Here is a 13,089-nt window from a genome sequence, read left to right on the forward strand (position 1 = left end):
CACGACCGTTAAGCCCTCCAGCGCCGATGGTACTTGGACCGAAGGGTCCTGGGAGAGTAGGACGTTGCCAAGCACACAAGACCACTGTTGATTTCTCAACAGTGGTCTTTTTGTATATCCGGGGATGCCGCCGAAATTTGTTCTATTGTCCACTGGAGACGGACTTTAGTCCAAGAATTCGCTTACCGGAGGGCGGATTGCCTAATCCCTTCACAGAGCGGTGTAATATTCTTGACAGGCCAAATGCCCTTTGCTAAGATGGACAATAATATATTTTTGGACAAGCCTCTCAAACCTTAACAGAAGACACAATTATGTATAACTCCCAGGCCTCTACTGCTGTCTATCGGGTATGGACTTGACGCAGGAGTTTCTTTATTCATAAGTTGGCGGGCGGGTAGAGAAAAGAATTTAGAGGAGGAATGACCCAGGTGTGGGAAGATAAGTTTGGTAAAGAGGGATTCACTTTTGATGATGTGCTGCTGGTTCCGCGTAAATCCGAGGTATTGCCTAAGGAAGTGGACTTAACCACTGTACTCAGCAAGAATGTGAAGCTGAATATCCCTTTGATGAGTGCAGGTATGGACACAGTCACAGAAGCCGCTATGGCGATTGCTATCGCCCGTGAGGGCGGGATCGGCATCATTCATAAGAATATGTCCGTGGAGCAGCAGGCAGAAGAGGTGGACCGTGTGAAGCGCTCAGAGAGCGGGGTTATTACCAATCCATTCTCACTTACGCCGGACCACTGGGTATCCGATGCTGAAGTTCTGATGGGCAAATACCGCATTTCGGGTGTGCCTATCGTAGATGAACAGGGCAAGCTTGTCGGTATTCTGACGAACCGCGACTTGCGTTTCATCCATGATTTCAATATTCAGATCAAAGAAGTGATGACTCATGAGAATCTCGTTACAGCTGCTGTAGGAACCACTCTTCAGGAAGCGAAAGGCATTCTGCAGCGCCACAAGATTGAGAAGCTGCCGCTGGTAGACGAGCATAATATTCTTAAAGGTCTCATTACTATTAAAGATATAGAGAAAGCTATCCAGTTCCCCAACGGTGCCAAGGATGCTCACGGACGTCTGCTGGTTGGAGCGGCAATCGGGATTTCCAAGGACACGCTGGAACGGACTGAAGCACTGGTAAAAGCCGGCGTGGACCTGATTACCGTGGATTCCGCACATGGCCATCACATCAATATTATCGATGCAGTGCGTAAGCTGCGCGAGACTTATCCTGACCTAACCATCGTAGCCGGTAATGTGGCTACAGGCGAAGCTACCCGGGAATTGATTGAAGCAGGAGCCTCCGTAATCAAGGTGGGTATTGGTCCAGGCTCTATCTGTACTACCCGCGTAATTGCCGGTATAGGTGTTCCACAGGTTACCGCGATCTACGATTGTGCGACAGTAGCCCGTGAATACGGCATTCCGGTGATTGCAGACGGAGGAATTAAGTACTCTGGAGAGATTACCAAGGCCATCGCTGCCGGTGCTGCTGCAGTCATGATGGGAAGCCTGTTCGCCGGTACGGAAGAGAGCCCGGGAGAGTCTGAAATCTACCAGGGACGTAAATACAAGGTATACCGCGGCATGGGCAGCATGAGCGCCATGAAGCAGGGCAGTAAAGACCGTTACTTCCAGGATGATGATAAGAAGCTGGTACCGGAAGGCATTGAGGGCCGAGTCGCTTTTAAAGGGCCATTGTCTGACACGGTTCATCAATTGATTGGCGGACTGCGTTCCGGTATGGGCTATTGCGGAACGAAGACATTAGAAGAGCTGCGCAATGATACCTCGTTCATCCGTATCACTGGAGCAGGCCTGCGTGAGAGTCATCCTCATGATGTACAGATCACCAAGGAAGCTCCGAACTATTCTCTATAAGCCGGGAAGAATCGCCTATTTTGTTGACAGGCAGGACTAATTTAGTCCTGCCTGTCTTTTTTTGCAGATACCCCTGTGTTAGAATAGAACAAGCACTGATTTGAGGATTAAAGGAGAGTTAATCATTGAAGGCCAAGCGAAAACTAAGCAGTAAGCAAATTGTGATTAAGACAGCGACAGTAGGTCTGCTTTTAAATATGTTGGCATTTCCTGCGGCTTCTGCAATGGCGGAGGCAGTAAATAAACCGGCTACAACCGAGGCGGGAACCAAAGCGGCGGCTACCCCTGCCAAGACAGCAGTAGCCAAAATCCCAACCGTGGAGTCTCTCGGACTGAAGCTGAAATCGGCAGTATTGATTGAGCCTACAACGGGTGAGGTTCTGCTCTCGCTTAATGCGGATCAGCCTATGCCTCCGGCGAGTATGACGAAGATGATGACAGAATACCTTGTAACTGAAGCGGTGAATAGCGGCAAGATTTCCTGGGATCAAAAGGTCATTATACAGGAGAATGCGTCCAAGCAGATCGGGTCTCGGATTTTTCTGGCAGCGGGCGATGAACATACGGTTAAAGAACTCTACATAGCGATGGCGGTAGGCTCTGCCAATGATGCTACAGTTGCTTTGGCTGAACTGGTAGCTGGCTCGGAGCAGCAGTTTGTGACCCAGATGAATGAGACCGCACAGAAGATGGGCATGAAGACGGCTTATTTCATTAATTCCACCGGTCTGGACCGGAAGGACATGCCTGCTAAATACCGGCCTGAAGAGGACCGTGAGACGGTAATGTCTGCGATGGATGCAGCGATTCTGGCCAAATATATTGTCACCGATCATCCGGAGTTTACAGATTTTACGACAATTCAATCGTATAAATTCCGCGAGCGTGATTCGAAGCCGATGATTAACTACAACTGGATGCTGGAAGCCAACAAGAATATCCCCAATTTCAAGGCATACGCTTATCCGGGCCTGGACGGACTGAAGACAGGACATACCACTAACGCCGGTAATTGCTTCACGGGTACTGCGGTGCGTGACGGCATGCGTCTAATCAGCGTAGTTATGGGAGCGGACTCTGAGGCCCACCGTTTCACCGAAACGAAGAAGGTGCTGGATTTTGGCTTCAATAATTTCGAGATTAAGCAGGTAGTTGCGCCTAAGGCTGTGATTGCCGGCACTGAGACTGTGCCTGTGCTGAAGGGCAAGAATAAAGAGGTATCCGTAGTAACGGATGCTGGTGTGACGTTCATGGTCCCTAAGGGTACTGTATCGCCGCAGATCAAGACCACTGTGGTCACGAATGATCCGGCTACGCTGGTCGCACCGATTGCCGGAGCCAGCAAGGTAGGTAAGGTCACGTACTCTTATAAGATTGAAGGAATGAATCAGACGCAAGAGAAGACGGTGAACCTGATTACTGCCGAGGAAGCGGAAAAGGCGGGCTGGTTCAAGCTGCTGCTGAGAGCCATAGGTGATTTTTTCGGTGATCTGTTCAAAGGAATTAAAAACCTGTTCTAGCCTCAAAGGGGCGCTGGCCTCGACATCACGACAAAATCCCAGTAAATAGGTTGTATATATTACAGCCTTGCGGTAAAATAACATGTTAGATTAGGTTAGATCTAACGGGAGGCGTAGATATGGAAACAGGAACTTCGCGAGTTAAAAGAGGCATGGCAGAAATGCAAAAAGGCGGCGTCATTATGGACGTCATGAATGCAGAGCAGGCGAAAATTGCCGAGGCCGCAGGCGCAGTAGCCGTAATGGCCCTGGAGCGTGTACCTTCTGATATCCGCGCTGCGGGTGGTGTCGCACGTATGGCCGATCCTACTATTGTAGAAGAGGTTATTAAGGTAGTGAGTATCCCTGTAATGGCCAAAGCGCGGATCGGTCACTATGTGGAAGCCAAGGTTCTCGAATCTCTGGGTGTAGACTATCTCGATGAGAGTGAAGTGCTAACTCCTGCCGATGAAGTGTTCCATATCAACAAACGCGAATTCACGGTTCCTTTTGTATGCGGAGCCAAGGATCTTGGAGAAGCACTGCGCCGGATTAGCGAAGGGGCCTCCATGATCCGCACCAAGGGTGAGCCGGGAACCGGCAACATCGTGGAAGCTGTCCGCCATATGCGCCATATCAACAGCCAGATCCGCAAGGTGACCGGCCTCTCGCTTGATGAGCTATATCATGAAGCTAAGACGCTGGGTGTTCCGTATGAGCTGCTGCTGGAGGTTCACGAGCTGGGCAAGCTGCCTGTCGTTAATTTCGCTGCCGGTGGTGTAGCTACGCCTGCCGATGCCGCGCTCATGATGCATCTGGGTGCTGATGGGGTGTTTGTCGGCTCCGGGATTTTCAAATCGGACAATCCTGAGAAGTTCGCCCGTGCCATCGTCGAAGCGACAACCCACTTCACGGACTACAAGCTGATTGCTGAAGTATCCAAGAATCTGGGCGCTCCGATGAAGGGGATTGATATCGCCACGTTGTCCCCGGCTGAACGCATGTCGGAACGCGGCCGATAATAGAGAGAAGGCTTCCGGATGAGAATTGGAGTGTTAGCGCTTCAAGGCGCTGTTACAGAGCATATTGTCAGTATTGAGAAGACCGGCGCGCAGGGCCTGCCTATTAAGCGTGTAGAGGAGTTAGACGGGGTAGATGGTCTGATTATTCCCGGCGGTGAGAGTACGACGATTGGCAAATTGATGCGCAAATATGGCTTTATTGAGGCTGTTCGTGAGTTCGCGGGTCAAGGGAAGCCTATTTTCGGCACATGCGCCGGGATGATCGTGCTGGCGAAGCGGATTGCCGGAGACGAGGCCGGTCATCTGGAGCTGATGGATATTACCGTGGCCAGGAATGCCTTTGGCCGCCAGCGGGAAAGCTTTGAATGTGATCTCGAGGTTAAGGGGATTGCTGAGCCTGTGCGGGCGGTATTTATCCGCGCTCCGCTTATTGAAGAGGTGGGTCCTGATGTTGAGGTGCTTACGCTCTATAAGGATGAGATTGTAACCGCGCGCCAGGGCAATCTGCTGGCCTGCTCGTTTCACCCGGAATTGACTGATGATTACAGGCTGCATCAATATTTTGCCGACATGGTAGAGGACCGTATTGCAGCCAATCTATAGAACCGCATATAAGGACACTTTGACTCTTTCAAAGCTGCAAACAAAACAGCATTTTGAAAGAGTTTGGGCTGTTTTCAGGAGGGAAACTTTGTGTTAGATGTTAAAGTATTGCGCAGCGATTATGCAAGAGTAGAAGAGGCACTGAATAAAAGAGGAAAGTCGCTGGATTTGATTGCCGGCTTCCCGGCTCTGGATCAGCGCCGCCGTGAGCTGCTTCAGGAGACAGAAGGGCTCAAGAACCGCCGGAACACTGTATCCGGAGACGTAGCCAAGAAGAAGAAGAACAAGGAACCGGCTGATGATCTGATCGCAGAAATGCGTACGGTATCTGACCGGATTAAGGAATTAGATGATGAGGTGCGTGAGCTTGAGGTCAAAATTGACGAGCTGACGATGAGCATCCCGAATATTCCGCATGAATCGGTGCCGGTAGGTACCTCCGAGGCAGACAATGTCGAAGTGCGCCGCTGGTCAGAGCCTACAGAGCTTGACTTCACGCCGAAATCCCACTGGGAGCTGGCGCAGCAGCTGGATATCATTGATTTTGAGGCAGCGGCGAAGGTTACGGGTTCCCGGTTTGTCTTCTATAAAGGACTGGGAGCCAGACTGGAACGTGCCCTGATCAATTTCATGATGGACCTGCACAGCGGGGAACATAACTATGAAGAGATGCTGCCGCCTTATATTGTTAATAAGGACAGCCTCTATGGAACGGGACAGCTGCCGAAATTCGAAGAGGATCTGTTCAAACTGCGGGATACAGAGTATTATCTGATTCCTACGGCGGAAGTGCCTGTGACGAACTATTACCGTGAAGAGATTATGACAGCTGGCGATCTGCCGAAGTATCATGTGGCCTATAGCTCTTGCTTCCGCTCGGAAGCCGGTTCTGCGGGACGCGATACCCGTGGTCTAATCCGTCAGCATCAGTTCAACAAGGTGGAATTGGTGAAGCTGGCCAGCCCGGAGAGCTCCTATGAGGAGCTGGAGAAGATGACAGCCGATGCTGAGCGCGTCCTGCAGCTTCTGGGACTGCCCTACCGCGTCCTGCTGCTCTGTACGGCAGATATGGGCTTCACCTCTGCCAAGACGTATGACCTTGAGGTGTGGCTGCCTGAGAGCGGCATGTACCGCGAGATCTCCTCATGCTCCAATACCGAGGACTTCCAGGCGCGCCGGGCCAATATCCGTTACCGCAAGGAGCCGAAGGCGAAGCCTGAATTCGTGCATACGCTGAATGGCTCTGCGCTGGCTGTAGGGCGTACGGTAGCAGCTATTCTGGAGAATTACCAGCAGGAGGACGGAAGTGTGCTGATTCCGGAATGCCTGCAGCCGTATATGCGTAATGTGAAATCCATTTCTGCAAAAACAGCTCAATAATAATAGTTGCATATTATTTGCGGGGCGTGGTATAATTCCTAATGCATGTGAAATTTCAGTGCATTGGAGAGGTACCGAAGCGGTCATAACGGGGCGGTCTTGAAAACCGTTAGGGTGCAAGCCCACATGGGTTCGAATCCCATCCTCTCCGCCATTCCTTTACATCTAAATAAGTGCAGATAGAAGCCGTTCTCTCAGGAGGACGGTTTTTTTGTTTGAAATATAAGAATTTATATTTTTCACGCTATAAATTATCCTTCTATTTCTCGCCAAAACGGTACCGTCCTTTAAAAGGACGGCAATGCCGTTTCCACTTGCCAAGGCCTCTTTTTCACAGAAGCGGTTCCAACGGGAATAAAAAGCCGTCTTTCTCCGCAATGTATTAGAGAAGGAGGCTGATAATAAAGATGGACCGACAATTGCAAGTAGATCAGCAGAGTCTGGTGTCTGCCTGGCAGGAGCGGCTGCCGGAACTGATGGAGAGTGGGGACAGCTTCAGTGTGCAGGGGGATGCGGCGAACCAGAACAGTCTGCTCATCCATTTCAATGCAGCGGGACGGCAGGGGTATTCTCTGGATTTCCGCTGCACCTATGTGGATAGCCGCGAGGTTGCTGTAGATTTGCTTGACGCCGAACAGGCCGGGGTACACGCGGATGAGCAGCTGGATGCTGTTCAGCTTTTGGCGCAGCAGTATACGAGACAGATTCATGAGTGCGCACAGGCCCTTCAGGGCTTAACTAATCCATAGGAGGTAATCGAAGTGAGCAAACCCAAGAGCATGCCTGTACCCGGCGTACAGCAGGACAACCAGGGGCCCCGCAAGGAGCACCATTCTTCAGGCCCAGCGCCGTTATCCGGGTCTAAAAAGGTGAAGCAGGCCAACCATGTGGACCATAATAATCCGCAGGGTTAAACACACTTTACAATGAAATTGAAGAGAAATGTTTCTCATAATTGCCAAATGGTTTATCATTAGGGAGGGGAAAGAATTTTTTTACATGGGAGAGGAGAAAAATAATGAACAAAAAGTGGGGGTTATCCGCTGCCGCGTTACTGTTAACTGCTGCAGTAATTCTGCCGGGATGTGCAAAGAAAGAGGAGCCGAAGGAGGCTCTGACTTCAGCTGCAGCCAAAGCTACAGCTATGACATCTTACGAAATGAAGAGTAAGGTGGTCATTAACGATTTGACGATAGACACCGGTACTAATGAGGCTGACGCTTCGACGGGTCAGATTCTAAGCATGCTTAAGAATGCAGAGCTTACGATTGATGGAGTCTATCAGGCTGAGCCGATGCAGACAGAGCTTACAACGGTTCTGAATCTGAAGGGGGATATGGCTATGTCCTTCACGGTTCCGATGGTTATGTCCGGACAGAAGCTGTACGTCAAAGTGCCTTCGATTCCGTTCCTGCCGATTCCTGAGACGATTGTCAATAAATTCGTAGAGGTGGATCTGAAGAAGCTGGCCGAAGAGCAGGGAACAGAATTCAATCCTGCGCAGATGGATGCACAGAAAGTGCAGAAGCTGTCGAATGAAGTGATGAATACGCTGCTGGGCGAGTACGATGAAGCGAAATACTTCAACAATATCAAACCTAAGGATGCCGGCCTGCCTGAAGGCGTAGATGCCAAGCAGGTGGTTCAGTTCCAGGTAACCAATGATAATGTCAAAGAGGCGCTTACGATCCTCGTGAACAACGCATTGCCTAAGATCATGGATATTTTGAGTAAGGATGAATATAAAGATCTGCTGCAGGTTGACTCCGCTGATCTGGCCAAAGCCAAGGAAGAGCTGCAATCCAGCGAAGCACGTGCCGAGTTTGATAAGAGCCTGGCTGATCTGAATAAATATCTTACCATTAACCAGTTCCACCTGAACACTGCGGTTAATAAAGATGACTATCCGGTATACCAGGATATGCTCATGGACATCAAGGTTAATGATCCTGACAAGGGTGAGAACGTTACCTTATCTATGAATGCAAGCAACCAATACAGTAAGATCAATGAGAAGCAGACCTTCAAGATTGGCATTCCGCAAGGCGATGATGTCATTACTCTGGAAGAGCTGCAGCAGCAATTCGGAGGCATGGGTACGGGTACTTATTAATACCATAGTTCCGCACGCCAAAAACCCGTATGAGCAAATTGCGCTCATACGGGTTTTTGTGTGGACATATGAAGGTTAAGGGGATTCCTGTCCCTCTGGCAGGAATTCCTCAGCCAGAATGGCGTAGGTGCGGTGATCCTGCCATTCGCCGTTGATCCGGATGAAGCGGCGCGCGAGTCCTTCGGCCTGGAAGCCGTTCTTCTCCAGCACTCTGCGTGAACCGGTATTATGGGGCAGGATGGCAGCCTGTACCCGGTGAAGCCCCAGAGAGCGGAAGGCATACCCGAGGATCAGGTGTACGGCGGCACTGGTATAGCCTTGCCCCTGCTGCTCATGATCGATCAGATAGCCGATATCGCAGAATTGACCGACTCCCCGCACTACATTGGAGATCGTAATCTGGCCGATCAGCTCGCCGCTGAGCAGATAAATCCCGAACATATACGCGCTGTCCTGCTGCGCATCCAGGATACGCTGGTTAATCAGCTGCCGCTGGCTCTCCAGGGTGAAGTAGTCTTCACTGCGCAGGGGCTCAAATTGCTGGTGTGCGGTTCGGTTACGCAGACGGAGGCTAAGCAGCTCTTCGGCATCCGTAAGCTCCAGCAGCGAGAGATAGATCCCCTGTGCATTGTTATACAGCTTGTACGACATCTGGCATTCTCCTTATGAGCATAATATAAGTGTTAATGGGCGTTCTAGAGCTTCGCAGGCCGCTTCCGCAGCTTGCGGAAGAAGGAGGTCAGCAGCTCCGCGCATTCCTCCTGCAGCACGCCCTGGATGACCTCTGTACGGTGATTAAAGCGAGATTCCTCCAGCAGGTTCATCAAGGTCCCTGCACAGCCGGCTTTGGGGTCTGGAGTGCCATACACGGTGAGTGGCACCCTGGACTGCACCATCGCTCCTGCACACATAGGACAAGGCTCCAGGGTAACATAGAGCTGGCAATCGAGCAAACGCCAGGAGCCCAGGGCTGTACTGGCTTCCCGGATCGCTACCATCTCCGCATGGGCAGTGGAGTCAAGCGTCGTCTCACGCAGATTATATCCGCGGCCTATAATTTGGCCTTCGTGGACGACCACGGCACCAATCGGCACTTCGCCCAAGGCCTCGGCCTTGCGGGCTTCTCCTATCGCTTCTGTCATCCAATGTTCATGAATGGCCCGCTCCTCCGCCGGCAGTTCTTCAAGCCTGGTATTCAAATGCATCTTCCCTTCTTCTATGCCCATTGTACAACGAACAAATATTCGTTCTTAACAAATTGTGGACAACTCTGTGGATAACGGCCGACTTATACACAAAATTGTGCACATCGCGATTTGGCAAAATGTTTATATGTGCATAACCTGTGGATGGTTTCTTACCTATTGTAGTGAAACTGCCCCGATAATTCAATATCTGCCAGCACCCGGCTGTGGGGAAAGGCCTTTTCAAATGGGAGGGCAAAAGGTATGATTATGTTGAATGCCCGCTAGGATTTACCAGCGGATAAGAGGTGAACAATACGCTTGTCCATAAAAACGAAATTATCAGCGATTATATTTGGCTCGGTGCTCTTAATCTTGATGCTTAATCTTTCGCTCAATCTTTATGCTGCCCGGAATAATCTGCGTAATGAGAGTGTAAGCAACATGAAGATCACTGCGAAGCAGGTTGCCGTATCGGTGGAGCAGAGCGGCTACAGCTCGAATTACGTGCAGGATAAAATTGCCCAGAACCTGCGCTTGACCGCCATTCTGGCGTCCTATGAGCTGGACCCGGATATCAGGAATATTACCAATCAACAATTGAAGGCGCTATCCACCAAGCTGGGGGTGTCGAATATCTCGCTGCTGGTGAAGACTGCGGATGATATTATCGTAGCCAAATCTTCAGATCCTGCAGAGATTGGACTTTCGACCAGAGGCATGGGTTTTTGGTATGTGGCTTTTCTGGAGCTGTTTGCAGGCCAGCGGGTATCTGTCGATCAGGGGCAATCCCTGGAGAATTTCTGGTCCGGGCCGTTTGAATATTCAACCTCCAATCCGGAGTATATTGATAAATGGGGTTATTATTATGACGGGGCACGCAATTATATCATAGATCCGTTCGTCCGGAGCACAGCGGTAAGCGATTATGTCAAAATTATGAGTCCCGATGAGATCATCCAGGAATCCAAAGCTGTAAATCCCGGAATTCTGGAGATTACGGGAATCAATCCGAAGACCTTCGGGGCCTCAAGCATGCTGCCTGATGGTACAGATCCCAAGAACACGAAGCTGCGGAACCGCCCTATTCAGTACGGAACCTATTCCTACGGCAATATTGCAGAGGACAAGGCGGCAATCCGTGAAGCATTGAACAAGGGCGAGCCGGTAACGCTGGATACGAAGGCATTGGGTAAAAGAGTGCTCAAAAGCTTCATTCCGATTGAGCGGCCGGGAGCGGCGGATTATGTGATCAGTGTAGTCATGGACTACCAGGCGATCTCCTCAGTCATCCGCGAGCAGCTGTTCAATAATATCACCACCTCGGTCCTGCTGCTTATTATCTTTCTCTTGGCGAGTTATGTCCTGGCCGGTGTTGTTACACGCCCGATTCAGGATATACTGGCTAAGGTCAATGATGTGGCCAAGGGCAAGTTCGAGCCCCCGCTTAATGTATCCAGCCGCGATGAGCTTGGACAGCTGGCCCAGCGCATCAATGCGATGACCTCACATCTGCTGCAGCACACGAACCGGCTGGGGCAGACACTGGAGGAGAACCGTGCGGTTAAGGAGCATCTGGAGTCGGTCATTAACGGCACTTCGGATGCCATCCACACGGTGGATATGGAAGGGCGGATCATCAGTACGAACAGAGCGTTCGAGGATCTCTATGGATGGGGCGCTGCGGATGCTCTGGTCAAGCCCCCTTACCTGGTTCCTGCCACTGTGCAGCAGCAGGAGAGTATACGATTGCAGCAGCTTAAGGACGGGGCATCTCTGCCGCCTGTGGAGACCGTCAGGCTGAAGCGTGACGGTTCCCTGGTAGAGGTCAGCGTCAGCAGCTCGGTTATCCGGGATGAAGAGGGCCAGCCGCAGTCGGTTGTCCATGTATCCCGTGACATGACCGAGCGCAACCGGATCGAGGAGCTGCTCAGACGCTCGGAGAAGCTGACTACAGTCGGCCAGCTTGCCGCAGGCGTTGCCCATGAGATCCGTAATCCCTTGACCACCCTGCGGGGCTTCCTGCAGCTTCAGCAGGAGAAGAAGGTTCTCGTTCCGCTGCATATAGATCTGATGCTCTCGGAGCTGGACCGGATCAATATGATTGTCAGTGAGTTCCTGATTCTGGCGAAGCCGCAGGCTGTTCATTTCCAGCAAAGGGATCTGCGGCATATTGTCGGCGATGTCATCTCCCTGCTGGACAGTCAGGCCCACCTGTTCGGCATTGAATTCACCACACATTTCTCGGGAGTACCCGCCATGGTGCACTGTGAGGAGAATCAGCTGAAGCAGGTATTTATCAATGTAATCAAAAATGCGATCGAAGCGATGCCGGACGGAGGAACGATTACCGTGGAGCAGCAGGAGCAGGATGATTCTGTGGTTGTTGTGATCACGGATGAGGGCGGAGGCGTCCCTGAGGATATGCTGCCCAAGCTGGGAGAACCGTTCTTTACGAACAAAGAGTCCGGAACCGGTCTCGGCTTGATGGTCAGCCAGCGGATCATTCAGGCCCATAAGGGCAGCCTGGAGATTAGAAGCGAGTATGGCCGGGGGGCACAGGTAATTATCAAGCTGCCTGAAGCGAAGGAGCCAGTACCTCCGGCCGTTATGAATATAGAACGGAGTGAAGACGAACATGAGAATCAATAAATTCATCAGTGAGACAGGCTATTGTTCACGCCGTGAAGCAGACAAGCTGGTCGAGGGAGGGCGGGTCACCATCAACGGGGAGCCCGCTATGCTGGGCAGCCAAGCCGAGGCCGGGGATATTGTCCTGATTGACGGACAGCCGCTTCAGACGGGCAGCAGGATCGTGTATATCGCGCTTTATAAGCCGGTTGGCATTACCTCTACTACAGAAGCACATATTCAAGGCAATATTGTCGATTTCATAGGGCATGAGGAGCGGATTTTCCCGATCGGGCGGCTCGACAAGGATTCAGAGGGATTGATTCTGCTGACCAATGACGGTGACATTGTTAACAAAATTTTACGCGCAGAAGGCAAGCATGAGAAGGAATATGTGGTCACTGTAGATCGACCCGTCACGCCTTCTTTTCTGACCGGTATGTCCACCGGCGTGAAAATTCTGGGCAGTAAGACACTTCCCTGTGAAATTACGCGTATTAGTGAGCGGGTATTCCGTATCGTGCTGACTGAGGGCAAGAACCGTCAAATCCGCCGCATGTGCAGTGCCTTCGGTTATGAAGTCCGGCGGCTGCAGCGCATCCGGGTAATGAATATCCGCCTTGGCGCACTGAAGACTGGAGAATGGCGGGAGCTGTCCCAGGAAGAGAAGCAAGAGCTGGGGGCTATGTTGAACTATCAGCTGCAATAAGATTATAATGCCCATACCTATAATAAGAGCTGCTCCGATAGACCCTGGTAGGGCCGTTC

Annotated in this window: 12 protein-coding genes and 1 tRNA gene; 11 read left to right on the forward strand and 2 right to left on the reverse strand. The window is 51.2% G+C overall.

All coding sequences use genetic code 11. The annotated features are described in order from the left end of the window. Positions 1-431 precede the first annotated feature (431 nt). The 9 genes from guaB to C173_RS09780 all read left to right on the forward strand — a co-directional run bounded on the left by guaB (position 432) and on the right by C173_RS09780 (position 8,506). Positions 432-1,889, forward strand: a complete 1,458-nt coding sequence (gene guaB / locus C173_RS09740; protein ID WP_036724466.1) for an IMP dehydrogenase — start codon at positions 432-434, stop codon at positions 1,887-1,889. Between the two features lie 125 nt (positions 1,890-2,014). Further along, complete coding sequence (locus C173_RS09745; RefSeq protein WP_036724405.1) at positions 2,015-3,409, forward strand: D-alanyl-D-alanine carboxypeptidase family protein; 1,395 nt, start codon at positions 2,015-2,017, stop codon at positions 3,407-3,409. Between the two features lie 119 nt (positions 3,410-3,528). Beyond that, positions 3,529-4,410: a pyridoxal 5'-phosphate synthase lyase subunit PdxS gene (gene pdxS, locus C173_RS09750; protein WP_036724406.1), complete on the forward strand. Its 882-nt coding sequence runs from the start codon at positions 3,529-3,531 to the stop codon at positions 4,408-4,410. A gap of 18 nt (positions 4,411-4,428) precedes the next feature. After that, a complete protein-coding gene (gene pdxT / locus C173_RS09755) occupies positions 4,429-5,013 on the forward strand; it encodes a pyridoxal 5'-phosphate synthase glutaminase subunit PdxT (RefSeq protein WP_036724408.1) in 585 nt (194 codons plus the stop codon). A gap of 90 nt (positions 5,014-5,103) precedes the next feature. Beyond that, positions 5,104-6,393, forward strand: coding sequence for a serine--tRNA ligase (gene serS, locus C173_RS09760; RefSeq protein WP_036724409.1), 1,290 nt, complete (start codon positions 5,104-5,106; stop codon positions 6,391-6,393). A 65-nt stretch (positions 6,394-6,458) separates the two neighbouring features. Beyond that, positions 6,459-6,547 (forward strand) — tRNA-Ser (locus tag C173_RS09765). A gap of 253 nt (positions 6,548-6,800) precedes the next feature. Beyond that, complete coding sequence (locus C173_RS09770; RefSeq protein ID WP_036724411.1) at positions 6,801-7,142, forward strand: hypothetical protein; 342 nt, start codon at positions 6,801-6,803, stop codon at positions 7,140-7,142. 12 nt (positions 7,143-7,154) lie between these two features. Then, positions 7,155-7,307, forward strand: a complete 153-nt coding sequence (locus tag C173_RS09775; protein WP_036698929.1) for a small acid-soluble spore protein P — start codon at positions 7,155-7,157, stop codon at positions 7,305-7,307. A gap of 104 nt (positions 7,308-7,411) precedes the next feature. Then, positions 7,412-8,506, forward strand: a complete 1,095-nt coding sequence (locus C173_RS09780) for a DUF6612 family protein (protein ID WP_036724413.1) — start codon at positions 7,412-7,414, stop codon at positions 8,504-8,506. A 75-nt stretch (positions 8,507-8,581) separates the two neighbouring features. Here the strand turns inward: C173_RS09780 and C173_RS09785 are convergent, their stop codons facing one another. Both C173_RS09785 and tadA read right to left on the reverse strand, forming a co-directional pair. Next, the gene (locus C173_RS09785; protein WP_036724414.1) at positions 8,582-9,157 is read right to left on the reverse strand and encodes a GNAT family N-acetyltransferase; all 576 of its coding nucleotides are present in this window, start codon (positions 9,155-9,157) and stop codon (positions 8,582-8,584) included. A 44-nt stretch (positions 9,158-9,201) separates the two neighbouring features. After that, entirely contained in the window at positions 9,202-9,705 is a 504-nt protein-coding gene (tadA, locus tag C173_RS09790; RefSeq protein ID WP_268748444.1) for a tRNA adenosine(34) deaminase TadA, read from the reverse strand. A gap of 429 nt (positions 9,706-10,134) precedes the next feature. Here tadA and C173_RS09795 point away from each other — a divergent pair, with 429 nt between their 5' ends. Then, positions 10,135-12,342, forward strand: coding sequence for an ATP-binding protein (locus tag C173_RS09795; RefSeq protein ID WP_327196443.1), 2,208 nt, complete (start codon positions 10,135-10,137; stop codon positions 12,340-12,342). Further along, a complete protein-coding gene (locus tag C173_RS09800) occupies positions 12,329-13,030 on the forward strand; it encodes a pseudouridine synthase (RefSeq protein ID WP_036724419.1) in 702 nt (233 codons plus the stop codon). Before C173_RS09795 ends, C173_RS09800 begins: the two co-directional genes overlap by 14 nt. Positions 13,031-13,089: the final 59 nt, after the last annotated feature.

This window comes from Paenibacillus sp. FSL R7-277 (assembly GCF_000517965.1).
GTDB lineage: Bacteria > Bacillota > Bacilli > Paenibacillales > Paenibacillaceae > Paenibacillus_AQ > Paenibacillus_AQ silagei.

Excerpts from the sequence above, each read along its gene's own strand:
- pdxT (WP_036724408.1), top strand. The coding sequence starts at position 4,429 with ATGAGAATTGGAGTGTTAGCGCTTCAAGGCGCTGTTACAGAGCATATT.
- C173_RS09800 (WP_036724419.1), top strand. The coding sequence starts at position 12,329 with ATGAGAATCAATAAATTCATCAGTGAGACAGGCTATTGTTCACGCCGT.
- pdxS (WP_036724406.1), top strand. The coding sequence starts at position 3,529 with ATGGAAACAGGAACTTCGCGAGTTAAAAGAGGCATGGCAGAAATGCAA.
- C173_RS09785 (WP_036724414.1), bottom strand. The coding sequence starts at position 9,157 with ATGTCGTACAAGCTGTATAACAATGCACAGGGGATCTATCTCTCGCTG.
- C173_RS09780 (WP_036724413.1), top strand. The coding sequence starts at position 7,412 with ATGAACAAAAAGTGGGGGTTATCCGCTGCCGCGTTACTGTTAACTGCT.
- C173_RS09795 (WP_327196443.1), top strand. The coding sequence starts at position 10,135 with ATGAAGATCACTGCGAAGCAGGTTGCCGTATCGGTGGAGCAGAGCGGC.
- C173_RS09770 (WP_036724411.1), top strand. The coding sequence starts at position 6,801 with ATGGACCGACAATTGCAAGTAGATCAGCAGAGTCTGGTGTCTGCCTGG.